Genomic DNA, 24,512 nt, shown 5'->3' on the forward strand with positions numbered 1-24,512 from the left:
TGCGGGAACATGGTCGCGGCCGCGTCCGTTGACCGGACGGACCGTGAAAGATCCGGGACTGACAGCAGGACCGGACGGGCAGCAACAGAAGCCGAGGTGGCACCAAGTGGCGATGTGGGACCGGCTCAAGGACCAGGCCAGGACTCTTCAGCAGTCCCAGGGCGCGAGGGCGGGAGGCGCACAGCAGGCACATGGGCACGGCTCCTCCTCCGGTGGAGGCTCCAAGGCCCAGCTGATGGGGCTGTTCAAGTCGCAGCTCGCGTCGGCCAAGGCCGAGCTCAAGAGCGGCGCCTACCGGGACGCCAGCATGGCGATGTGCGCGCTGGTCGCCGCCGCCGACGGACGCGTCGAGCCGGCGGAGCGGCAGCGGGTGGAGGAACTGATCGTCTCCAACGAGGTGTTGCAGAACTTCCCGGCGGACCAGCTCCGCCAGCGGTTCAACGAGCACGTGGACCGGCTCACGTCCAACTTCGAGCTCGGCAAGGCGCGGGCGCTGGAGGACATCGCCAAGGCGGCGAAGAAGCCGGCCGAGGCGCGGGCGGTCGTCCAGACCGGCATGGTCGTGGCCGGCGCCGACGGCCACTTCGAGCCGGCCGAGCAGTACGCCATCCGTGACGCCTGCTCGGCCCTCGGACTCTCACCGACGGAGTTCGGTATCTGACGCCCCCTCCCGCGCGGCGGTGAGCGCCGTCGCGTCGACGGTGTGACCGAGCAGGTGCAGCGGGCCCGCCGTGATGCCGGCCGTCTCCATGGCCTCCCAGTGGGCCCGCGCCGCCGCCGCGTCCACCGGACCGTGCACCGCGGGCAGCCGGTGGCCCGCGGCGTGCAGCAGGGACTCGGTGCGGCAGGAGGCCAGGGTCCCCTCGATCCACGGCTGAGCGAGATGGCCGGCCGCCGCGACGGCCGGGAGGTCCGGGGCGACTTCCCGGTCGGTGCGGCCGACATCCAGCAGGCCACCGCCCAGGACCAGCACGTCGCGCCGTTCGCGCATGCGGGCCAGGGCCCGCCCGGTGTCGAAGCAGTGCGGGAAGGAGTCGTCGACCACGACGGCACCCGGACGGAGCCGGTCGACGTCGAGCACGGCGGCCGCACCACTGACCGCCGTCACCAGCAGATCCGCTCCGTACACCCCGTCCGGCAGCATCCCCCCGGCCTCGGCGACCTCCACCTCGCCGGCCAGGCCGCGCGCCCGCAGCCGGCGACCGAGTTCCGTCAGCCGCGGTCCGCTGCCGCGCACGTCGCACAGCAGCAGCCGCCGCGGCGGGCGAGCCGCCAGCGACAGCAGCAGTTCGAGCGAGGAGGCGCCGATCGAACCCAGCCCCGCGAACGCCACCTCGAGGTCCGCCAGATCCCGGCCCGTCGCCTCCAGCGCCGCGTGCACGGTCCTGACCACCGACACCACCGTCGCCGCGTGCCCCGTCGTCACCGTCGCCGGATACCGCTGGAACCGCAGCACATCGAAGGCGTAGCCGGTCAGCGACGGGATCATGCCCGCCAGGGACACACAGCGAGCGCCCAGCGAAGCGGCCAGCGACACCGCACGAGCGGTGTGGGCCACCAGACCGGGCTCCCCGCCGAGTTCGTCCGCGAAGAGCGGGACGCAGACGAACCCCGACCGGCCCAGCGGCGTCCCCACCGTCTCCAGCAGACGCGGCCCGCCGTCGGGGAACAGCAGCTCCCGCACCTCGGCCCGCGGCAGGGCACCCTCGGGCAGCCCCGCCAGACGGGCGAGATGGTCCGGCGCGGGCAGATAACCGACGAGCGCCGCGTCCATCGCCCCGCGCCGCCTCCTCGGCTCAGGCACCACGGCCGCTTCCCCTGCCGCCGCCCGTACCAGACGGTCGCGCACCGAGCCGGCGAAACGGTCGAGCGCGTCCGGCGGGAACGCGGCCGCCGCGCCATGGACCGTGACCCGCCGCCCGCCGCCGTCCGGCCGCACCGCCATGAACAGGTCCGTCGTGGACGACGGCGGCAGGAAGGTGCTGTCACCCCCGTCCCACGACACCCGCAGCGCGCCGTCACCCCGGGGCTCCAGCGCGGCGAAGTCGAGGTAGGTGAAGAAGAACTGCGCGGTCATGGGCAGCCCGTCGGCGTGCCGGGGCACCACGTCCTCGTGGGCCTGCGCCTCCTCGGCCTCCGCCGCGATCCGGCGCACCGCCGTCCCGAAATCAGCCTGGCCGAGCGGTGATGCGGCCGCCCCGGCCGGCCTCACCGGTACGGCGGTGGCGAACGGCCCGAAGACCCGGTGCGCGTCGGGCAGCGCCCCGTTCCGGCCGCTCACCGCCAGACCCACGATCAGGTCCGGCCGGCCCGTCACCGCCGCCAGCTCCTGGTAGTAGGCGGTCAGCAGCGGCGCGTACAGCGTGGTCCGGGCCGTCGAGGCGATCGTGCGCAGCGCGGCCGTCGAGGACGCGTCGAGCGTGAACTCCGACGTGTGGAAGGGAGCTTCGCCGTGCGCGGCGGCGGTCCGCAGACCCGGCGGCCGGTACGGCGCGTTCAGCCTGGCGGTCCGGGCCCGGTGTTCCACGGAGTCCGGCGTGCCGGTGCCGGTGCCGGTGTCGGCCGCCCGCCCGGCCGCGTCACGCGCCAGGACGTGCTCACGGAAGCCGGTCCGCGGCGCGGGCGGCGCGGATACGGCGCCGCCGGCCAGCCGGTCGTAGGTATCGGTGAGTTCCCGCATCAGCAACGCGGCGCTGTAGCCGTCGCCGATGAGGTGGTGCGCGTGCACCAGCAGGACGTGCTCGTGCGGGTCCAGGGTGAGCAGCCGAAGGCGCAGCAGCGGCCACGCCCAGGGTTCCAGGCGCCGCTCGGTCTCGGAGGCGGCCCGCTCGTCCACCTCGGCCGCGTCGCCGACCGTCTCGAAGGCGACCGGCAGCCGCAGCGACCGGGGCAGCTCCTGCTGGACGGGCGGACGGGCCCCGGCCGGGAAGACGGTACGCAGCATGCCGTGACGCTCCACCAGCACGTCCACCGCCCGCTGGAAGACGTCCTGGTCCAGCGGTCCGGACAGCCGGAGCCGCGCCAGCCACGTCCCGCCGCCCGGCGCGAGCGCCTCGGCGAGCAGGAATCCCCGCTGACCGGGGGTGACGGGGAACGGGCTCATGGTGGTGTCGTCGGCGGTGGGAACCGGCGGGGCGACGGGGCCGTCCGGTCCCGTGAAGTCCGGTCCCGCGGAGTCCGGCCCCGTAGAGCCCGGTTCATCGGCGGAGGTGACGGCGTCCAGGGCCTCCGCGAGCGCCGCGAGGGTGCGTCGGCGGTAGATGACGGTCGGCCGGGGCAACGGGCCCGACCGCTCCGCGAGCCGCGCGAACACCTGGAGGATGAGCAGCGAGTCGCCGCCCAGTTCGAAGAAGTCGTCCTCCCGGCACACGCCGGTCACGCCCAGGACCTCCGCCCAGATCGCCGCCAGCCGCCGCTCGGTCCGCGTGGCCGGGGGAGTCCGCCCGTCACCGGGTGACGTGTCAGGGCCCTCGGGGACGGGCGCGGTGGCCGGGGGCGGGGCCGAGTGGTCGGTCCGGGCGGAGTTGGCCGGGGGCAGTGCCGACCGGTCGAGTTCGCCGGTGGCGGTCAGGAGCAGGGCCGAGCGGTCGACCTTGCCGGTTCCGGTCAGCGGCAGCGCGTCGACGAAGGTGATCCGCGCCGGGACCATGTACGACGGCAGCAGTCCCGCCACATGCCGGCGCACCTCACCGGCGGACGGCCGCCCGGCACCGGCCCGCGCGGTGACGAAGGCGAGCAGACGCCCCTCGTGCGCGAGCACCACGGCCCGCGCGACACCGGGACACGTCTGCAGCGCCGCCTCGACCTCTCCCGGCTCCACCCGGTTCCCACGGATCTTCACCTGGTCGTCGATCCGGCCCAGGAACTCCAGGACACCGTCCGCCGAGCGGCGCACCCGGTCCCCGCTGCGATACCAGCGCCGTCCCGCACGCAGCGTGAACGCCCGCGCGGTCAACTCAGGTTCGCCCAGGTAACCGGGCGTCAGACCGATCCCCGAGATGAGGAGTTCACCGGGCTCGCCCGCCGCGCACACGGCACCGTCGGCGTCGACCACCTCCAGGCGGGCCCCGGCGACGGGCCGCCCGATCGGCAGCCGCCGTACCTCCGCGCCGGGCCGCGCGTCGACGACGTGACACGTGGCGTTGATGGTCGTCTCGGTCGGCCCGTACAGATTCGCGATCCGCGTGCCGCTCCCGAACAGGTCGAACCACCGGCGCACATGTTCCACGGGCAGCGCCTCACCACCGACGTGCACCCAGCGCAGCGCCGAGAGGTCCACGGGCGCCGCCCCACGGCCCGCCCGCTCCTCGGCGGCGGACAGCAACTGCTCCCACAGCGTCGGAACGGAGCTCCACACGGTCACCCGCGTCCGCTCCACATGCTCCAGCAGCAGTTCCGGATCCCGCAGCAGGTGCCGTGGCACGGTGACCACGGTGCCGCCGGCCAGGAGCGGCGCGAGCAGTTGGCGCACGGAGGCGTCGAAGCACGGCGACGCCGTCTGCGCGAGACGGTCCCCGGCACCGTAACCGAACGTGTCGACGGCCCAGTCGAGGTAGTTCTCCATCGCGCGGTGGGCGATCGGCACCGCCTTCGGGCGTCCGGTCGACCCCGAGGTGAAGATGACGTACGCGACCGCCTCGGCGTCGGACACCGCCGCGGCGCCGGCACCGCCGTCGTCCGCCGGTGTGTCCCGGGGGCCGTCGGTCGCCACCGTCCGCACCCCGGTCAGCTCGGCGGCGAGGTGCGCGGTGGGGGAGTGGCACACCACCGTGGTGGCGCCCGTACGGGTCAGCTGACCGGCGATCCGCGCCCGGGGGTGCTCGGGATCCAGCGGGACCCAGCCGGCCCCGGCCCGCAGGATGCCGACCACACCCACCACGGTGTCCGCGCCCTGCTCGGTGAGCAGCCCGACCAGGTCACCCCGCCCGACACCGAGTGCGCGCAGCCGCGCGGCGAGCAGGGCCGAGGCGCGGTCGAGCTCCCCGTAGGTGAGGGACGCCTCGCCCGCGTCGACGGCGGTCGCGCCGGGGCGCGCACGGAACCGGTCGAGCAGCCGGGCGGCCAAGGGGCGGCTCCCGTCGGTCCGCACGCCCGGTGCCGGTGCTCCGGGCGCGTCCGGCGTGCGCACGGCCGCCGCCAGCTCCGCGCGGAACTCCCCGTCCAGACGGGCCACGGTCGCCCGCTCGAAGAGGGGCGCGGGGAAGTTCCACGACATGCGCAGCACCGGACCGTCCGCCCAGCACAGCAGGGTCAGCCGGGTCGCGGCGGACCCGGTGCCGGCCGCGGTCGGCCGGACCTCCACCGGGCAGTCCGCGGCGGCCGAGGCCGGGAAGCGGGCGAAACTGAAGCCCGCCGGGCTCACCGTGCGGGGACCGGCGCCCGCGTCGGGCAGCAGCCGGGCCAGGTCCAGGCTGCTCGGCCCCGCGTGCCGCTCGCACTCCAGCCACGCCCGGCGCAGCCGCTCCGCCAGCGCCGTGACCGGTTCGTCGGCGGCCACCTCGCACAGCAGCGGAAGGGTGTCGGCGAGCGGACCGACGAGCCGTTCCACGCCCTCGAAGCGGTCGTCCCGGCCGGCCCTGGCCACGTTCACGGCCACGTCCCGGCGCCCCGTCCACCGCGCGAGACAGCGCACGTACGCGGCGAGGAGCAGGTGGAACACGGACACACCGTGCGCGGCGGCCAGGTGTTCCAGCCCGGTGACCGCGTCGGGGTCGAGCACACCGTGGTGCTGCACGATCGGCCCGGTCGCGGGCGCGTCGGGATCGCCGTCGTAGGGCAGCCGCAGCGGTGCACCGCGCGCGGCGAGACGCTCGGCCCAGTAGTCCCGGACGGTGTCCGTCACTCCGGCACCGGAGCGTCGCGTGCTCGCCGAGTATTGGGCGAAGTCGGGGGCGGGAAGCTCCGCCGCCCGGGGGGACCGGTCCCCGTGCCACAGCGCGGTGTACGCGGACCACAGTTCCTCGGCGAGGATGTTCAGGCTGTATCCGTCGGCCGCGGCGTGGTGCACGACCAGGATCAGATGGGCGAGTTCGGGTTCCTGACGGAGCAGGGTGGCGCGTATGGGGGGACGCGTGGCCAGGTCGAAGGGCCGGTTGCACACGTCCGACTCGACGCCGGGCACGTCCTCGGCGGCGCAGTCGAGGACCTCGTACCAGTCCGCCACCGCGACCGGTGGCGTCACGCGCTGCATCGGCTGCGGACCGGAGTCGTCCACGCGCAGCCGCAGCATGCCGTGCCGTTCCGCCAGGGACGACAGGGCCCGGCCGAGGAGGCCGGTGTCGAGGGGACCGCGGATCGTCAGTCCGAGATGGCCACGGGCCGGCACGTCCGGGTGGAGCCGGCTGCTGGTGTGCAGCGCGAGCTGGACGGGCGTCAGCGCGAACGGTGCCGGTGCCCCCTCGGGGCGGACCGGCGTCCGCTCGCCGAGGTGAGCGGCGAGTTCGCGCACCGTCCGGTGTTCGAAGAAGAGCGTGGTGGGCAGGTCCCGCCCCAGTTTCCGCTCCAGTCGCTTCACGAGGTCGACGGCGCCCAGCGAGTCCAGGCCGAGCGTCAGGAAGGGCGTGTCGTCGTCGACCGCCGCGGCCGGGATGCCCAGGGATTGCGCCAGCAGCTCCCTCAGGAGGACGGCCGTAGCCGTACCGGACGCCGCGTCGGGCACCGGGCCGGAACCCGGACGCGACGCGGCACCGGATGCCGTGCCCGGCGTCGGACGCGACGCCGTACCGGACGCCAGGTCCGGCATGTCCGCCAGGTCCGCCAGGACCACTTGCGCCGCGTCCCCGCCGCACGCCGCCCGCAGGGCCGCCAGCGCGGGTGCCGTCGACAGCGGCCGGCCCGCGGCGCCCGTCAGGGCACCGGCGTGGCCGGCGGCCAGCCCGGTCTCGCCGAACGGACCGAGGTTCACCGACAGCCAGGGGCGGCCCGCCCCGCGTTCGGCCCCGGCGAAGGAGTCGAGGAAGGCGTTGGCCGCCGCGTAGGCGCCCAGCGCACCGGCCACGCCGGGAAGCACCGACGCCACCGAGGAGAACGCGACACACACTCCGGGACGCTGCCCGTGCCGGTCCAGCGCCTCGGCGAGCAGGACGGTGCCGAGCGTCTTCGCCCCCAGGGCGGCCAGGGTCTCCGACACCTCCGTCCCGCGCAGGGTGCCGGGCCGGGCGACCCCGGCCGCGTGGAAGACGGCGTCCAGCGGCGGCAGCCCGGCGACCAGCCGCTCGACGTCCTCCGGCACGGTGACGTCGGCCATGACGTAGCGCACGTCGGCGCCGAGCGCCGCGAGTTCCTCGGGCACGCCCTCGGGCGGGCGGACGGAGCGACCCGCCAGCACCACGACGGGCCGTCCCCGGCCCGCGAGTTCACGGGCCAGCGCGGACCCGATGCCTCCACCGCCGCCCGTGATCAGGTACGCGCCGTCGGGAGGCAGCCGGTCCACGCCGGACGGTCGCTCCACGCCCCCGGGGACGACCGTCCGCACCCAGCGCCGTCCCTCCCGCCAGGCGACCGCCCCGTCCGCTGCGTCCGCCCCGTCCGCCCGCGGCGCCGCCGCCTCGGCGACCAGCGCCCGCAGCTGCTGCTCCTCGTCGTCGAGCGAGGAGAGGTCCACCCAGTGCGCGACCACCCCAGCCGACTCCTCGGGCACGGCCAGGGAGAGCCCGCCGAGGATCGCCTGCGCCGGGTCCGTACGTTCCGTGCCGCGCCCGGTGACATGCGCGTCCCGGGTCACGACCAGCAGCCGGCGCGCACCGGTCCGGTCGAGCAGCGCGAGCGCCTCGCGGACCGCCGTGACCGCCGCGCGCTGTTCCCGTTCGAGGCCGGCGGCGGTCGTGGGCCGGGACGTCCCGCCGAGCAGGAGCACGGTCCGCGGGGCGTCGGCGGCACCGTCGGCCGTGACCGCGCGCACGCCCCGGGCGGTGAGCGAGTCCGCCAGCCGCCGCACCGCCGCGGACTCCGCGCCGGTCACCACCACGTCGCCGGCCGGTCCGTCGCCGGACAGCGGCGCCGAGCGCCACGCCACGTCGTGCAGCAGCCCGTGCGCGGCGGGTTCGGGCCAGTACCCGCGCCGCCGGTACGGGTAGGGCGGCAGCGGGACCCGTCCGCGTCCCGCGTCGAGCACGGTACGGTCCACCGGCACGCCCCGGACCCACAGCCGGGCCACGGTCTCCATCAACTCCCGTGCCCCGCCGGGCACTTCGCCGGAGCCGTGCGGATCCGCGGTCGCGGCCACCGCGAGCACCTCGCCGCCGGCCGCGACCGCCCGTATCGAGCCGGTGAGGCTCGCGCCCGTACCGAGTTCGACGAACGTGTCGTAGCCCTCCTCCACCAGGCGGGCCACGGCCCGGTCGAACCGCACCGGCCGCAGGGCGTGTTCGCGCAGGTGGTCCGGGTCCATCCGGGGCTGCCACGCCGCGGTGAGCGTGCTCATCACCGCCACCGCGGGCGCCGACGGCGCCAGCCCGCGCGCCGCGTCCGCCAGGGCCTGCGCGACGGGCTCCATCAGCGGCGAGTGGAAGGCGCGCGACACCCGCAGCGGATGCACGGTCGCGCCCCGCCCGGTGAGCGACGCGGACGCCCGGCGGACCGCGCCGGGCGTGCCGGAGATCACCAGCCGGCCGGGCCCGTTGTACGCCGCGACCGCGAGGTCCCCGCCGCAGGCGTCCACCAGGGCGGCCACGTCGTGCTCCCGCGCACCCCGTACGGCGGCCATGGCACCCGGTGCGGTCGACTCGCCCATGAGCCGGCCCCGTTCCGCCGCGAACGTCACCGCCTCGCGCAGCGACAGCATCCCCCCGACGCACGCGGCCGCCAGCTCGCCGACACTGTGCCCGACGACCGCGTCGGGCCGCACGCCCCACGCCGTCAACTGCCGGGCGAGGGCGACACCGTGGGCGACCAGCAGCGGCTGCGCCACCTCCGTGGCGGCCAGGACGTCGGCGGCCACCTCACCGTCGACGCACCAGTGCGCCAACTCCCGCCCGTGCACCGCCCCGACCAGCGCCGACGCCTCGTCGAGCGTGTCGCGGTACACCGGTGCCGTCGCGTACAGCGCCCTGCCGGGACCGGGCCGCAGGGCCCCCTGGCCGGGCAGGACGAAGACGGTCCGGGGACGGTGCGCCACCGTCCCGGTGATCGCTGCCCGCCCCGCCGGACCCTCGGCGGCGCACGCCGCCGCGAGCCGCTCCCGCAGGTCGCCGTCGGCCACGAGGGCGAGGCGGTGGGGACGCTCGTCACGAGCGGCACCGGCTCCGGCGCAGACGTCGGCCTCGGCCAGTTCCGGATGGTCGCGCAGATGGTCACCGAGCCGCGACGCCCACGCCCGCAACCCTTCCGCGCTGCCCGCCGACAGGGTCAGCAGAGCCGGGCCGCCGCCGCCGCCGCGCGGGGCACGCGCCGGGGCGGGCGGGGCCTGCTCCAGGACGGCGTGCGCGTTGGTGCCGCCGAAGCCGAACGCGTTGACACCCGCCCTGCGCGGTCCGGGGGACTCCCAGTCGGTCGGCTCGGTGACCAGGGTGAACCCGGACTCCGCCACCGCGGGCGAGGGGGAGGAGTGGGGCAGCGTGGCGGGCAGCCGGCCGTGGCGCAGGGCCAGCACGACCTTGGCCAGCGAGGGCAGCGCCGCCGCGTTCAGCAGATGCCCGACGTTCGACTTCACCGAGCCGAGCAGCCGGGGCCGGCCGTCCGGGCGGGGCGGGAAGGCGTGCGCCAGGGACCGCAGTTCGATGGGGTCCCCGATGGCGGTGCCCGTCCCGTGTGCCTCGACGTACGTCACCGACGCCGGGTCGATGCCGCAGTCCCGGTAGGCCCGGACGATCACCTCGCGCTGGCGCAGCGGATTGGGCGCCATCAGGCTCAGCGAGGTCCCGTCGTTGTTGACGGCGGTGCCGCGGACGACGGCCAGCACCTCGTCCTCGTCGCGGTGGGCGTCCGCGAGGGGACGCACCACGAGGGCCGCGCCGCCCTCGCCGGGCACGAACCCGTCCGCCGCGGAACCGAAGGCGCGGCCGCGCCCGGTCGGCGAGAGGGCACCGGCCGCCTCCAGACCCTCGTAGGCGGCCGGGGTGAGATGCAGATTGACCCCGCCGACGACCGCCAGGTCGCACTCGCCGTCGGCGATGCTGCGCCGGGCCAGGTGCAGCGCCACCAGACCCGAGGAACAGGCGGTGTCCACGGCGAGCGCGGGACCGTCCAGATCGAGGCAGTGCGCGACCCGGGCGGCGACGAGGTTGGGCAGGTTGCCGGTCAGGGCGGCCTCGGCCGGTGGCGCGGCGCCGGGGGCGGCATCGGCGAGGACCTGCCGGTAGCCGCTGTCGCCGACGGCGGCGAAGACGCCGATGCGCAGGCCCCGGCGGCGCGGTCCGGCGTAACCGGCGCGCTCCAGTGCCTCGTGGGCGAGTTCGAGGAAGATCCGCGCCTGCGGGTCGAGCGCCCGCGCCTCCTCGGCGCCGATTCCGAAGTGGCCGGCGTCGAACGCGGCCGGGTCCTCCAGGAAGGCCCCCCAGCGTCCCTCTTCCGCCGCCGTGGCCCGGCCGGCCGCGCTCCAGCGGCCCGCGGGCACGGCGGTCACGGCGTCACGGCCGGCCGCCAGCAGCTCCCAGAACTCCTCCGGCGTGGCCGCCCCGGGAAACCGGCACGCCAGCCCCACCACGGCGGTCACCGGGTCCTGCGCCGCCGCCCCGCCGTCCGCCGCCCGGCGCCGGGACGGCCGGTGCTCCGCCGCCTTGTCGTCCCCGGCCCGGTGCCCCGCCGGGTCGGCGACCGCGTCCAGGAGGTGGTCGGTGAGGGCGGCGACCGTGTCGTCGCGCATCGCGGCCGGAGGGAGGGTGACGTCCAGTAGCCGCTCCAGCCCGGCGAGCGCCTCCATGGCCTTGAGGGAGCCGCCGCCCAGCTCGGCGAACCGGTCCCGGTCCCCGAACGACGGCTCCGGCACCTCCAGCACCTTCGCCCAGACCTCCCGCACCGCACGCCGCACCTCCGCACGGGAACGGGGCACCGACAGCGGCGCCCCGTCCGGCCGCCGCGCTCCGCCGGACAACCGCCGCGCCCCCTGCGCCGGACCTTGGCCCGTCGTGTGCGCCGGACCTTGGCCCGTCGTGTGCGCCGAGCCCCGGCCCGTCGTGTCCGCCGGACCTTGGCCCGCCCCGTCTGCTGGGCTCTGGCCCGTCGTGTCCGGCGCGCCCGCCCCGGTGCCGGAGGAGACCGTCGGCCGGTACGCCCCCGCCTCGAACCGCGCCCGCATCAGCTGCCGCCGCACCTTGCCGCTGGTCGTGCGCGGGAACGCGGACGGCGGCAGCGCGAGCACACGGACGTCGTCGTGCCCCAGCGCCGCGCGGACCCGCCCCGCGACCCGGTCCAGCACACCGGTCGCGGTACGCGGCGGCCGCGCCCACGCGACGCACACCACCACCCGCTCGCCGCCCGTCTCCGGGTCGGTCGACCCGATCACCACCGTCGTCCCCGGCGGCACCCCGGGCGTCGCGGTCGCCACCTCCTCCAGGTCCGGCGCGTGGAACGTCCGCCCGTTGACGAAGAGCACGTCCTTGTGCCGGCCGCTGACGCACAGCCGGCCGTCGCGGAGGAAGCCCAGGTCACCGGTGCGCAGCCAGCCGTCGGTGAAGGCGGCCGCCGTCGCCTCGGGCAGACCGTGGTAGCCGCGCGCCACCTGCGGACCGCACACCTCGACATGGCCCACCCGCCGGTCCCCGAGCGGACGGCCGTCGTCGTCGGTGATGCGCACCGAACAGCCCGGCACCGGATACCCGACGTCCATCAACTCCACGGCGCCGTCGCCCGGTTCGCGTTCCACCACCCGGCCGCGGCCGAGCGCGGCCCGCTCCACCACCACGGGGGCGGCCACCTCACCGAGCGGCGGGAACGTCACGGCCAGCGTGGCCTCGGCCAGCCCGTACACGGGTGTCGCCGCCCGCGGGTCCAGCCCGGCCGGCCGGGTCCTCGCGGTGAAGTCCCGCCACACCGCCGCCGAGATCGGCTCGGCCCCCACCAGCATCAGCCGCACCGAGCTCAGGTCGAGCCCGGCGAACACCTCCTCCGGGACCCGGCGGACCGTCAGCGCCAGGGCGAAGTTGGCCGCCGACAGAAGGGTGGCCCGGTGCACGGCGGCCACGTCGAACCACAGCCGGGGGTTCTTCGCGAACGACAGCGGACCGATCTTCACCTGCTTGGCCCGTGCGGCGAGCGGTGCCAGATGGGTGCCGATGAGACCCATGTCGTGGAAGTACGGCATCCAGCTGACCACCACGTCGCGGTCCGTGAGCCGCGCGGCCTCCACCAGCTGCCGCAGATTGGCCACGACGGCCGCGTGCGTCAGCTCCACGCCCTTGGGCGCCCCGGTACTGCCGGAGGAGAACTGCAGGAAGGCCAGGTCGTCCGGGGCGGGGGCGGCGGGCGACGCGAGGGCGCGGGCCGTCCGCAGCGACGCCAGCCGCACCACACGTGCCCCCGATGGCAGTTGGGCGGCGACGTCCTCGCAGCCCCCGCCCACCACGACCGGGGGACGCCCGAGGTGCTCCCACACGGGGCGCACGCGCCGCACGTCGGGCGCCAGCGGCACCGGCACCAGACCGGCCGCGAGCGCGCCCCAAAACATCGGCTGGAAGTCCTCACCGCGTTCCGCGAGGACCGGTACGCAGGTGCCAGGACCGACCCCCGCCGCACGGAACCCGCCCGCGACGCGCAGGGACTCCTCCAGCAGCCGCCGGAAGGTGACGGGCACTTCGCCGCCGTCCCCCCGGACATGGACGACCACCTGGTCGGGGGCACGGTGGGCGGCGTCCAGCAGGACGTCCAGCAGCGTTGCGGCGTTCATGGGTCCGTTCGTTCGTGCGTGGGTGACCGGTGCGCGGTACCGGTGGTCGGCGCTCGGGGACGAGGCGACCGTCCCATTGTCAGTGGCTGCGCCTACGGTTCGATCAGTAGGACCCGGCGGAGCGGCCGCGGGTTCCGTCCGGGGAGGGGTTTGCCATGTCCACCGTGTCGACGACGACGTATCTGGAGCTGTCGCAGGAGGGCGGTGGCGCGCACAAGTTCTACGAAGTCACGGTCGACGGACTGGTGGTGACGGTGCGCTACGGCCGGATCGGCGCGGCGGGGCAGACGCAGACGTCGTCGTTCCCCTCGGAGGCCAAGGCCCGGGCCGCCGCCGCGAAGAAGGTGGGGGAGAAGGTCCGCAAGGGGTACGCGCCCGCGGTGCCCGGCCAGCGTGCGCCGCGGTCGGTGACGCGGCGTCAGGTGACCTCGGCCCCGTCGACCGCCCGTGCCGTGGCCCCCGTGCTGTGGCGCTTCGACACCGGCTCCTCCGCCTTCGGCATCCATGTGGACGACGACCGCTGCTGGGTCGGCAACCAGGCCGGTGACGTCTTCACCCTGGACCACGAGGGCCAGGTACTGGCTCGCTTCAGCCTGCCCGACGGCGTGAAGTGCCTGGTCGCCGACGACTTCTGGATCTACGCCGGCTGTGACGACGGCCGGGTCTACGACCTCTCCTCCAAACTGCCGTTCGCCGCCTACGACATCGCCGCGGACGTCGACATCTTCTGGCTGGACATCCACGAGGGCGTGCTGAACGTCTCGGACCGCGACGGCCGCCTCACCGTCATCGACCACGAGGACGAGCACCAGTGGACCCGCCGCAGCCAGGGCGAACACGCCTGGATGGTGCGCGCCGACGACCGGGCCGTCTACCACGGCCACCACCGGGGAGTGACGGCGTACGCGCCCGACGGCGGGGGCGAGTTGTGGCACACCCCCACGCGCGGCGGGGTGCTGTTCGGCTGGCAGGAGGACGACACCGTCTACGCGGGGACGGCGCACCGCGTGGTGCAGCGGCTGTCGAAGGCGACCGGCACCGTCGACGCCACCTACGCCTGCGACAGCGCCGTCTACTCGTGCGCCACCTCGCCGGGCGGCCGGTTCGTCTTCGCCGGGGACGCCGCGTCGTCCGTCTACTGCTTCGACCGGGACGGCACCCGCCTGTGGAAGCTCGGCACGGGAAGCGGCTCGGCGCTGTCGATGCAGTACCGCGACGAGCGCCTCTACCTGGTCACCACGGACGGTTCACTGGTGTGCGTGGACGCGAGCGAGGCGGCCGTCTCCGCCGCGCAGCAGGGCTCGGTGCCGGTGGTGCGGGACGTCAAGCTCGCCGCGGCCCTGCCGACCTACGCGCCGGCCACGGCCGTGGCGTCGGTGGCCACCGTCGACCGCGCCCCCTCCGGTGCCGTCGTCGTCGAATGCGTGCGGGACGACGGCCGGCTCCGCGTCCACGTGGTGTCCGAGGGCTACGACGGATCCTGGAACGTGCAGTTCCCCCGCGCGATACGGGAGCCCGGCGCCCGCTACGTCGTGGACGCGCTGCACCCGGCGGCCGGCGGCTTCTACCGGGTGCGCGGTGAGATCCGGCGGCTGCTGTGACCGTGACGCACTCCGTGCGCGCGGACGGGGGTGCCCGCTCGCGCGGGCGGGGGGTTCCCCGGCGTGCGGCCGGGGAACCCCGCTCACGGCCGGCGCGGTATCAGATGCCGCAGGTCGGCGCGGACCAGTACTGGCTGCTGCGGTGGTCGAGGTGGGTGTGATCGTTGTGCCCCGGGTAGCCGGGGCCCAGGATGCCGCGGAAGCCGTGGGAGCGGGCCTGCTTGGCCAGGGTGCACAGGGAGTGCGGTCCGGCGCCGAGGTCGGCCCCGTCCCCGTACAGGTGGCGGCTGCTGCTCGCGCCGCCCACGGCGTCGTTGCAGGCGTAGGAGCGGAAGCCGCTGGTGACGGTGATCGGCTGGTCACCGAGCGCGTGCCGCATGGCCTCCAGCTTCCACATCGTCCGCAGGGCGTTGGCCTTGGCCGTGGAGGCGCTGACCGCGCCGCCCGACCAGGTGGAGTTGCACCGGTTCAACTCGCTGTAGGAGAAGTGGACCGGCGTGCAGTCGTCGTCCTGGAGGGCGTACAGCTTGTTGTAGGTGTTGGTGCCCGCCACGCCGTCCGCGGTCAGGCCGTAGGCCGACTGGAAGCGCTTGAGCGCGGCTGCCGTGGCCGGCCCGAACTCGCCGTCGACGCCGAGCACGGAACCGTAGCCCGGGTAGCCGCCGAGCCGGATCTGGAGTTGGGTGACATCGGCGCCCGAGGCGCCCTGGGACAGGGTGCGGGTCCAGGTGTAGCAGCCGTCGGCGTGTGCGGTTCCCGCGGTGGCGACCGTGCCCACCAGGGCACCAGCCATGAGCATGACAACAGACAGGACCAGTCGTACAGCGCGTCTGAACATTCGATCTCCGGTTCAGGGACGGGTGGTTGAGCTGGGCGAGGAGCCATGTGACGCGCGTCAACCATGGAGCAAGCGACCGCCGAGCGCAAGGTCCCGCCTTAGGGTGCGCGCGGCGCACCCGTGAGCCCTGTACGCGCCCCCGGGTCACTGCGGACAATGCAGTGCCCGCGATCAGCCCCGATGTTCCGTGTTGCGCCGTGTCCCGCCGTCTCCAGCCGTCTCCCGTCGTTTTCCGCAGGGTCCCGTCTTCTCCGGTTCGAGTCCCGTCGTTTCCCGTCGTTTCCCGTCGTTCCGTCAAGGAAAGCAGGTCGACCGTCGTGCAGTTGCGTCTGCCCACCACCCTGTCCGAAGCACAGCGGTATCTGGCCGAGGGAGCCGTGCCCGTCGGCGGCGCCTCCCTCGTGTGGGCCCTCTGGCAGCGGGACGGATTCCCCGAGCAGGCGATGTCGCTGCGCCAGCTGCCCGAGGCCAACCTGATAGAGCGTGAGGCGCTGGGCGCGGCCGTCCTGCTGCACCAGGTGGACGACCGGGTGCCGGACGTGCTGCGCGGGGCCGCCTCCACCGTGGGCACCGGCGCCGTACGGCGGACCGCCACCGTCGGCGGCAACATCGTGGGCAGCACCCTGCGCTGTCTGCTGCCCGCGGCCCTGGTCCTGAACGCGCGCGCGACCGTGCTGGACCGGGACGGCAGTTACGAGACCGACCTCGCCGAGGTCGTGGCCAAGCGCCCTCTGCTGCTCGGCCTGCGCTGGCGCGACCCCGTGGTCAGCGGCTACCACAAGGCGGACGCCGAAGCGGGCGGGCCGCCGCCCCTGGTCGTCGCCACCGCGGTGCACGCCGAGGGCGACGGCCGGCACCGCCTCTTCGTCGCTGTCCGGGACGGTTACGAGGTGACCAGCGAGACCACGCCCTGCGACACCGGAGCGGAACAGGTGCTCGAAGCCCTGTTCCGCACGGCGCTGGGATCGCTCCCCGTGCCGGCGCGGGAGGCGATACGCAAGGAGGTCACCGGCATCCTGGACCGCCTCGACGGACGCTGACGCGGCCCTGGGTCACCCCGGTCCACCGGTCCACCCGCGTCACCCCGGCCGACAGGGCCGACAGGGTGGGCAGGGGTGCCCGGCCGGCCCGGGGGGCGTACCGCGTGCGGCGGCGGGCGGGATCAGCCGCCGGAGTCCTGACCGTGCCGGACCACGACGACCGGGCAGGACGCGCGCTGGGCGCAACGCCGGCTGACCGAAGCCGGCATCGCCCGGGCAACCCGCCCCCCGTCCGCGGTGCCCCACCACCAGCGGTTCCGCCCCCTGCGAGGCGCGGATCGGCACCTCCGGCGGATCGCCCTCGACCAGCCGCTTCCTCAGCCCGGCCGGCCGTCCGCCGGGGAAGACGGTGCTCGGCTCCTGTGCCCAGCGCTGCCGCGCCTGCTCCGCGTCGGAGTCCGGGTCGATCGCGGGCCCGGTCCATCCGGCCTCCGACGCTGTCTGCTTCGGCCCGGGTCAGTCGACGGGCCAGGTGTGCACCGGGGCGTTGAGGTGCATGAAGTCGATGTACTGCTGTGTCATGCGCCGCAGCGCCTCGTGGCGCCCGCAGTGGGCGGACGCGTCGATGTGATGGAACATCTCCTTCTGCCACACCGCTCCGTTGCGTCCGGTGACGCAGCGCTGCTCGATGATGCCGAGCAGCGGTTCACGCCAGGCCTCGTCCATGCCGGAGCGCTCCAGCCCCCGGTGGGCCAGCGGCAGCAGCCGCCGCAGGACGAGTTCCGCCGCGGGCACCTCGCCCATCCCGGGCCAGTACAGCCGTGCGTCGATGCCGTACCGCGCCGCCGTGCGCAGGTTGTCCTCGGCGGCCGAGAAGGACATCCGGGACCACACCGGCCGGTCCTCCTCCACCAGGGCGCGCGTGAGCCCGTAGTAGAAGGCGCCGTTCGCCAGTGTGTCGGCGACGGTCGGGCCGGCGGGCAGCACCCGGTTCTCCACCCGCACATGCGGTTTGTCGTGGGCGACGGCGTAGACCGGGCGGTTCCAGCGGTAGATGGTGCCGTTGTGCAGGGTGAGTTCGGCCAGTTCGGGGATGTCGCCGCGCAGCAGCGTCTCCGCCGGGTCCTGCTCGTCGCACAGGGGGAGCAGGGCGGGGAAGTAGCGCAGGTTCTCCTCGAAGAGGTCGAAGACGCTGGTGATCCAGCGCTCGCCGAACCACACCCGGGGCCGCACCCCCTGCACCTTGATCTCCTGTGGGCGGGTGTCGGTGGCCTGCTCGAACAGCGGGACGCGGGTCTCGTGCCACAGTTCCTTGCCGAACAGGAAGGGGGAGTTGGCAGCGAGCGCGACCTGCACCCCGGCGATCGACTGGGCGGCGTTCCAGTAGTCGGCGAACTGCTCCGGGGACACCTGGAGGTGGAACTGCGTACTGGTGCAGGCGGCCTCCGGGGTGATGGTGTCCGCATAGGTCCGCAGCCGGTCGATGCCGGTCACCTCGATGTGCAGGTCCTCCCCGCGCGCCGCGAAGATCTGGTCGTTGAGCAGCCGGTAGCGCGGGTTCTCCGACAGGGCGCCCTCGCCGACGTCCTCCTGCCGCAGGGTGGGCAGGATGCCCGTCATGATCAGGTGGGTGCCGATCGACCGGGCGCGCTCCTCCGCGTGGTTCAGCGCGGCGCGGATCTCGGACTCCCAGGCGTCGGGCCCGCCCGCGGTGAGACGGCGGGGCGGGATGTTGATCTCCAGGTTGAACCGGCCCAGCTCCGTGGACCAGGCCGGGTCCGCGATCGCCTCCAGCACGTCGGAGTTGCGCATCGCGGGCTCCGCCCGGTCGTCGACCAGGTTCAGCTCGATCTCCAGGCCCACCTGGGGCCGCTCGGCGTCGAAGCGCGCCTCGCGCAGCATCTGGGCGAACGCCTCGAGGCACTCCTGCATCTTGATCCGGTAGCGGCGGCGGTCCTCGCGGGTGAAGGTGAGCGCCGGGACGTCCCGTCCCATCGGTCTCCCTCCAGGGGTTCTCGTCCTGGGAACCTGTCCACCCCAGCGTCGCACCGGCGGGCGGGAACGACCACGCGAGCCCGTTCGTCCGGTCGCGCCGCCGCACCGGGATGGGTGTATTCCGTTGACAACAGAATGTTCATCATGGAGGCTCGTCCCATGTCCTCGACCTCCGAAGAGCCCACCGGGTCCACCGATCCCTTCACACCCCCGAGTTCCGACGCGGCGCGCGTGCAACGGGTGCACGCCTCCCTGTTCCGCATCGCCGAGCGGCACGCGGCGACCGACGCGCAGCGGCGCCGGCAGACCCATCCCGGCGTGATCAGCCCGCACGAGGCGGTCCGGCTGGTGTCGTTCCTGCTCAGCGGCGCCGCACTGCGCGAAGACGGCGAACCGGAGGTGGACCGCGCCGACATCACCGCCGCGCTGAGCCTCGTACCGCGTGCCCGCGCGGAGATGGACGAACTGGAGGTGGGCCTCCTGCAGATGGCGCGGGGGCGCGGCATGACCTGGCCGGAGATCGCCTTCGGCCTCGGCCTGCGCAGCCCGCAGGCCGCCAGGCAGCGCTACGAGCGCCTGGCCGGCCGCACCGACACCGACCCCGACGGGGACGACCGGTGACGGCGTCCGGGTAGGAGGGCGCCGGGTGCCGCGCCGTGGACGGGCGGGAGGCGGGAGGCGGGAGGCGGGACGTGGGAGGCGGGACGTGCGCCCGCCGCCCGCTCAGTCCTCATGACGGCTTCCTCCGCCTCCCGGTCATCCGTCATGGGACGGCTCGCCCACCGCCCGGGCCGCCTGTCGCCAGGCGGCGCTGACCGCGCGGTGCGCCGCCTCCGTACCGGCCGACGTCCCGGGCGGCAGGTGCACCGGACGGCCGATGTGGACGTGCAGCCGCGGACGGCGCACCGGGGCGGTGAGCACCCCGGCCAGCTGCTTCGCGGCCGGTCCGGAGGCCAGCCGCCGGGCCCCCGCCTGGCCCACGGGGACGACCGCGGCGCCGGTGGCCGCCGCGAGCCGCGCGAGACCGGTGCGGAAGGGCCGGGGCGCCGCACAGGCCGCGTCCTCGCGCAGCGGCAGTCCTCCTTCCGCGTAGATGAGCACATGGCGTCCGGACCGCACCGCCTCCGCCGCGGCGTCGAGCGCGTCCGCGGCACGGGCGGACCTGCGGTGGACGGGGATGTGGCCGCCCTTCGACAGGGCACGCCCCAGCAGCGGCACGCGCCACAGCCCCGCCGTCGCCAGGACGACCGGCGTCACTCCCGCCGTGCGCAGGGCGGCCAGGACCAGGGCGGGGTCGGCCGGCGAGTCGTGGTTGGCGACGAAGACACTGCCCGGGGCGAACGGCCCGTCGGCCTCGCGCGTGACGGTGAGCCGTCCGAACAACGGCAGCAGAACGGCGGCGGCACGGGTGAGCACGACATGTCCTTTCCGGTGGGCGGGAACCTCGCTCGTCAGCTTCGTGCGCGACCGGGCGTCCGCGCCTGAGTACGCGTACTCGGACCGACGGCTGCGCGTACTCGGTGGTCCCGGTCCGGGGCGCGTGCCCGGCGCGTCGCATCGGTGTCCGGAGGGAAAACGGGCCGGCGGGACACCGGGGCCGCGCATCACCGCCCGACGCCGTGGGTACCCGCCCGGTCCTCGCGCGGATTCGCCGCGCCGCTCCACCAAGGGAGGCTGCCATGGCCGACCTCAGCCCGATCGACCTGCAGAAGGCCCTCAAGGGCGCCGACTACCCCGCCAGCCGTGACGACCTCGTCTCGGTGGCGAAGAGCAACGGCGCCGACGACACCCTCGTCGAGAAGCTGACGAAGACCGGAACCCAGCAGTTCGACGGCCCGAACGAGGTGCAGAAGGCGGTGTTCGGCAACGCATGACGCCGTTGCCCCGGGGCCGCCCGCGCGGCACCCGCCGGCGCCGACGGCGCGCGGCGGCCCCGGCCCGCGGGGCGCGAGTCCGCCACGCGGCCCGAAACCAAGGACGGTATCGCGATGACCGAATACGAGCGTTCACGCACCATGCCCGCACAGCCCGAGCACGTCTTCGACCAGGCGGCGAACATCGACCAGATGGGTGACTGGCTGCCCGAGGCCCTGCACGTGCACGCCGAGGAACTGCCCGCCGTCACGGTGCACGAGGACCGCTCCGACGAGGACACCTCCGCGCTGTTCCGGGCCCAGCGGGACCAGATGCGCCTCGAATGGGGCACCCGTGAGCAGGGTGCCTACGCCGGGTGGCTCCAGGTCGCCGGCATCGGCAGCGGAGCCAGCGAGGTCACGGTCCACCTCTCCTTCTTCGACGACGGCCACGACCCGGGGGAGGAGTCCGTGAGCGACGCCCTGGACACCAGCCTGCGGCGCCTGGAGGAACAGGTACGGCTCCGTGTCGACCACGCCGCCGGCTGACCGCCCGCCCGGCCGCCCCTCTCGTCGCGCGGGCTGCCCGGGCGCACCAGTGGGCGGGGCGGACGAGCCCGGCGGACAGGCGGGGCCGGGGTCGCTTCTGGCCGCGTTCAGCTGTGACTGCGTGAGGAAGAGGGCCCCGGCCAGGGCTCAGGGGCGGCCCGTGAGATAACCCCCCATCGAGGTGAAGTAATCGGTCGCGCCCAGCTCCCGCCCGTCCTCGGTGCGGACGCGGGTGATGGCCAGGCCGTGATTGCGGCCGGTGCGCGCGTCGGCACCGGCGACGATGACCACCCCGTCGCCCTCGCGGTAGAAGATGCGGCCGGGCGTCCCGCCGTAGCGGCCCCGGGACACCACGGCGGAGAGGACCTCGATGCGCCGGCCCTTGTGGAAGGTGAAGGCGCTCGGGTACGGGGCGGACTGTGCCCGGACGAGGCGTTCCAGGTCCTCGGCGGGCCAGTTCCAGTCGATCCGGATGTCCTCCGCGGACCGCTTGTGGAAGAAACTGGCCTGGGAGCGGTCCTGCTTGATGAACTCGGTCTGCCCGGAGGCGATCAGGTCCAGGGCGCCCGTGGTGACCGGTGCGATGAGGTCCACGGTCTTGTGGAACAGGTCCGTCGCGGTGTCCGTCGGTCCGACCGGTACGGCCCGCTGGAGCACGATGTCCCCGGCGTCGAGTTCCTCGTCCATCAGGTGGGCGGTGACGCCGACTTCGGGTTCGCCGTTGATGAGGGCCCAGATCAGCGGGGAGAAGCCGGCGTACTTCGGCAGCAGCGAGTCGTGGACGTTCAGCGTGCCGTGCCGGGGCAGGCCGTAGATGTGCGGGGGGATCCAGGTCCGCCAGTTGTTGGCGACGATGATGTCCGGGTCGGCGTCCTTGAGCCGCGCGAAGAGTTCCTCGTCGTCGGGGCGGTTGCGGATGAGGACGGGGATGCCGTGTTCCTCGGCGAGTTCGGCGACCGAGTCGCTCCAGATCTTCTCGTAGGCGTGCTCGCTCCTGGGGTGTGTCACCACCATCACCACGTCGTGCTCGGAATCCAGCAGGGCCCGCAGGGTCCGATGGCCCCAGGTCTGATAGCCGAACATGACGACCCGCATGTGTGGTTCCTCCTCAGGCAGGGACTGGCCGCCGTCAGTAAAGCAAGGCTTACCTAACACCGCAATGGGGCGCCCGCTGAGGGGTTTTGATGATCCATCAGATGGTCGAACTCGCGTACTGTACCGTTTTGTCCTGTCGACAGCTTCGCCTCATAAGCTTAGGCTTCCCTAAGTTTTGTGGGCCGCTGTCCGCTCGGCGTGCCCTTCCTCCCGTACTTCCCGAGGCCGGGCCCCCGGCCGCCCGCACGAATGGGAGTGACATGGCTCAGGTTCTTCCTGGCGACGCACCTCTGGTCCACGACCTCATAGGCATCGGCTTCGGGCCGTCCAATGTGGCCATGGCGATCGCGCTCAGCGAGCACAACGCACGCGTCGGCAGGCAGGAGGCGGTCACCGCCCACTTCTTCGAGCGCCAGCCGGCCTTCGGCTGGCACCGGGGCATGCTGATCGACGACGCGACGATGCAGGTGTCCTTCCTCAAGGACCTGGTGACCCTGCGCAACCCGACCAGCGAGTACAGCTTCCTGAGCTACCTCCAGAGCAAGGGACGCCTGATCGACTTCGTCAACCACAAGAACTTCTTCCCGCTGCGCAGGGAGTTCCACGACTACTTCGAGTGGGCGGCGGCGAAGGTCGACGACATGGTCTCCTACGGCCACGAGGTCGTCGCCGTGGAACCCGTGCTGCGGGACGGGACGGTGGAGTACCTGGACGTGACGGCACGCTCGGGTGACGGGCTCGTGGTGCACCGGGCCCGCAACCTGGTCATCGGCACCGGACTGCGTCCGCGCATGCCGGACGGCGTCGAACGCTCCGACCGCATCTGGCACAACTCCGACCTGCTGACCAAGGTGGACGCCCTGGAGGACACGAACCCCTCACGGTTCGTCGTCGTCGGCGCCGGCCAGAGCGCCGCCGAGAACGTGGCCTACCTGCACCGCCGCTTCCCCGACGCCGAGGTCCACGCCGTCTTCTCCCGCTACGGCTACAGCCCCGCCGACGACAGCAACTTCGCCAACCGCATCTTCGATCCCGAGGCGGTGGACGAGTACTTCACCGCACCCGAGGACGTCAAACGCAAGCTGATGGACTACCACGGGAACACCAACTACTCGGTGGTCGACATGGACCTCATTGAGGACCTGTACCGGCGGGTGTACCAGGAGAAGGTGCTCGGCACCGAGCGGCTCCGCTTCCACAACGTGTCCCGGCTCGCCGGAGTCGTCGAGACACCGGACACGGTCCGCGCCACCGTCGTCTCCCTCGTCACCGGCGAACAGACCACGCTCGACGCCGACGTCGTCGTCTACGGCACCGGCTACCGCCCCGCCGACGGCCTGGCCCTCCTGGGCGAGACCGCCGCCCTCTGCCACCGCGACGACGAGGGCCGCGTCCGCGTCGAACGCGACTACCGCGTGGCGGCCCGCCCCGAACTGCGCTGCGGCATCTACCTCCAGGGCGGCACGGAACACACCCACGGCATCACCTCGTCCCTGCTGTCCAACATCGCGATCCGGGTCGGCGAGATCCTGGACTCCCTCCTCGACCGGGGCCTCGCCTCCTCCGGCGCGCCCCGCCCCCTCACGGACGGCATCGGCACCTCCCGATAGACCGAAGACCGATCCGCGAAGGTCCCAGCCCCCCACACCGCCGCGCACTGCCCGGGACGTCGAGCCCGGCAGGCGCGGCACCCCTGTGAAAACCCGTGAAAGGAACCAACGTGTCCACTGGAACACGCCGCGCGCCGGCGCGGATCGCCAGACTCGTCACGAGGATGGCGGTGGCCACCGTCGCCGCCCTCGCTCTGACCGCCTGTGGGGGCGGGACCGACAACTCCTCCTCCGACACGGACGGTTCGTCCTCGGCCGACGCGGACACGCAGTCCGCCGCGTTCCCGGTCACGGTCGCGCACAAGTACGGCAGCACGACCATCGAGAAGGAGCCGAAGCGGATCGTCACCCTCGGGCTGTCGGACCAGGACGCGGTGCTGGCGCTCGGCGTCAAGCCGGTCGGTGCCGTCGACTGGTTCAAGGAGAAGCCGTACGGCAAGTGGCCCTGGACCAAGGAGCCCTGGGGCTCCGACACCCCCGAGATCGTCGGTGAGCGCGACGAGTACAACATGGAGAAGATCGCGGAGCTGCGGCCCGACCTGGTCATCGCCCAGTACTCGGGCATGAAGAAGGAGCAGTACGACACGCTCTCCCAGTTCACCAAGGTCGTCGCCCAGCCCAAGGAGTACCCGGACTACGGGGCGCCCTGGGAGGCGATGACCCGGCAGATCGGCAAGGCCCTCGGCAAGGACGCACAGGCCGAGAAGCTCATCTCGGACATCGGCGACCGGTTCAAGGCGGTCCGTGACGAGCACCCCGAGTTCGCCGGTCTGACCCTGGCCGTCGCCGACAGCTTCGAAGCCGGCAAGTACTCGGCGTTCACCAGGACCGACCCCAAGGCCATCTTCTTCAAGGAACTCGGCTTCAAGCTCAAGCCCGAGATCGACAAGCTGGCCAAGCCCGGCTGGAACGTGGCCGAACTCAGCGCCGAGAAGCTCGACATCCTCGACGTCGACCGGCTGGTCTGGGTCACCTCCAGCACCGACGCCAACGACCGCATCAAGGCGGAGCCGCTGTACCGGAAGCTCCAGGTCACCCAGGACGAGCGGGACCTGTTCGTCCCCTACCAGGACCCGGACATCGGCGCGGCGTTCTCCTTCAACACGGTCCTGTCGATCCCGTACGCGATCGAGGAGATCACTCCGTTGATCACGGCCGTCGAGTAAGGCTC

General features: G+C 73.9%; 13 protein-coding genes and 1 pseudogene. 8 read left to right on the forward strand and 6 right to left on the reverse strand.

The annotated features are described in order from the left end of the window. The first annotated feature begins 106 nt into the window (after window positions 1–106). Window positions 107–661 (forward strand): tellurite resistance TerB family protein, encoded by a 555-nt coding sequence (locus tag FHX78_RS34110; RefSeq protein ID WP_145871202.1) that lies wholly within the window; start codon window positions 107–109, stop codon window positions 659–661. On the opposite strand, the gene FHX78_RS34115 is transcribed toward FHX78_RS34110, so the two are convergent. Further along, window positions 638–12,820 (reverse strand): non-ribosomal peptide synthetase/type I polyketide synthase, encoded by a 12,183-nt coding sequence (locus tag FHX78_RS34115; protein ID WP_145871203.1) that lies wholly within the window; start codon window positions 12,818–12,820, stop codon window positions 638–640. The two genes, FHX78_RS34110 and FHX78_RS34115, sit on opposite strands and share 24 nt — an antisense overlap. A gap of 155 nt (window positions 12,821–12,975) precedes the next feature. On the opposite strand from FHX78_RS34115, the gene FHX78_RS34120 reads away from it, so the two are divergent. Further along, window positions 12,976–14,421 (forward strand): WGR domain-containing protein, encoded by a 1,446-nt coding sequence (locus FHX78_RS34120; protein WP_145871204.1) that lies wholly within the window; start codon window positions 12,976–12,978, stop codon window positions 14,419–14,421. A 100-nt stretch (window positions 14,422–14,521) separates the two neighbouring features. Here the strand turns inward: FHX78_RS34120 and FHX78_RS34125 are convergent, their stop codons facing one another. Next, on the reverse strand, window positions 14,522–15,259 hold the full coding sequence (locus tag FHX78_RS34125; RefSeq protein WP_145871205.1) for a D-Ala-D-Ala carboxypeptidase family metallohydrolase: 738 nt from the start codon (window positions 15,257–15,259) through the stop codon (window positions 14,522–14,524). A gap of 317 nt (window positions 15,260–15,576) precedes the next feature. Between FHX78_RS34125 and FHX78_RS34130 the strand changes: the two genes are divergently transcribed. After that, entirely contained in the window at window positions 15,577–16,299 is a 723-nt protein-coding gene (locus FHX78_RS34130; RefSeq protein WP_145871206.1) for an FAD binding domain-containing protein, read from the forward strand. A gap of 122 nt (window positions 16,300–16,421) precedes the next feature. Here the strand turns inward: FHX78_RS34130 and FHX78_RS37795 are convergent. Both FHX78_RS37795 and FHX78_RS34140 read right to left on the reverse strand, forming a co-directional pair. Continuing rightward, window positions 16,422–16,740 (reverse strand): annotated as a pseudogene (locus FHX78_RS37795) (universal stress protein); the annotation flags it as partial. Between the two features lie 15 nt (window positions 16,741–16,755). Then, complete coding sequence (locus FHX78_RS34140; protein WP_145871207.1) at window positions 16,756–18,234, reverse strand: glutamate-cysteine ligase family protein; 1,479 nt, start codon at window positions 18,232–18,234, stop codon at window positions 16,756–16,758. A 159-nt stretch (window positions 18,235–18,393) separates the two neighbouring features. Here FHX78_RS34140 and FHX78_RS34145 point away from each other — a divergent pair, with 159 nt between their 5' ends. Further along, window positions 18,394–18,855: a DNA-binding protein gene (locus tag FHX78_RS34145; RefSeq protein ID WP_145871208.1), complete on the forward strand. Its 462-nt coding sequence runs from the start codon at window positions 18,394–18,396 to the stop codon at window positions 18,853–18,855. A 135-nt stretch (window positions 18,856–18,990) separates the two neighbouring features. Here FHX78_RS34145 and FHX78_RS34150 read toward each other — a convergent pair whose 3' ends face one another. Further along, the gene (locus FHX78_RS34150; RefSeq protein ID WP_145871209.1) at window positions 18,991–19,650 is read right to left on the reverse strand and encodes a lysophospholipid acyltransferase family protein; all 660 of its coding nucleotides are present in this window, start codon (window positions 19,648–19,650) and stop codon (window positions 18,991–18,993) included. Between the two features lie 263 nt (window positions 19,651–19,913). Between FHX78_RS34150 and FHX78_RS34155 the strand changes: the two genes are divergently transcribed. Together FHX78_RS34155 and FHX78_RS34160 are read left to right on the forward strand one after the other, a co-directional pair. Continuing rightward, complete coding sequence (locus tag FHX78_RS34155; protein ID WP_145871210.1) at window positions 19,914–20,108, forward strand: DUF2795 domain-containing protein; 195 nt, start codon at window positions 19,914–19,916, stop codon at window positions 20,106–20,108. Between the two features lie 114 nt (window positions 20,109–20,222). Beyond that, a complete protein-coding gene (locus tag FHX78_RS34160; RefSeq protein ID WP_145871211.1) occupies window positions 20,223–20,636 on the forward strand; it encodes an SRPBCC family protein in 414 nt (137 codons plus the stop codon). 147 nt (window positions 20,637–20,783) lie between these two features. Here FHX78_RS34160 and FHX78_RS34165 read toward each other — a convergent pair whose 3' ends face one another. Next, a complete protein-coding gene (locus FHX78_RS34165) occupies window positions 20,784–21,731 on the reverse strand; it encodes a methionyl-tRNA formyltransferase (protein ID WP_145871212.1) in 948 nt (315 codons plus the stop codon). 260 nt (window positions 21,732–21,991) lie between these two features. Here FHX78_RS34165 and FHX78_RS34170 point away from each other — a divergent pair, with 260 nt between their 5' ends. Next, window positions 21,992–23,341, forward strand: coding sequence for a lysine N(6)-hydroxylase/L-ornithine N(5)-oxygenase family protein (locus tag FHX78_RS34170; protein ID WP_145871213.1), 1,350 nt, complete (start codon window positions 21,992–21,994; stop codon window positions 23,339–23,341). Between the two features lie 110 nt (window positions 23,342–23,451). After that, entirely contained in the window at window positions 23,452–24,507 is a 1,056-nt protein-coding gene (locus FHX78_RS34175) for an iron-siderophore ABC transporter substrate-binding protein (RefSeq protein WP_229924060.1), read from the forward strand. Window positions 24,508–24,512 lie beyond the last annotated feature (5 nt).

Source organism: Streptomyces capillispiralis, assembly GCF_007829875.1.
GTDB classification, from domain to species: Bacteria; Actinomycetota; Actinomycetes; order Streptomycetales; family Streptomycetaceae; genus Streptomyces; species Streptomyces capillispiralis.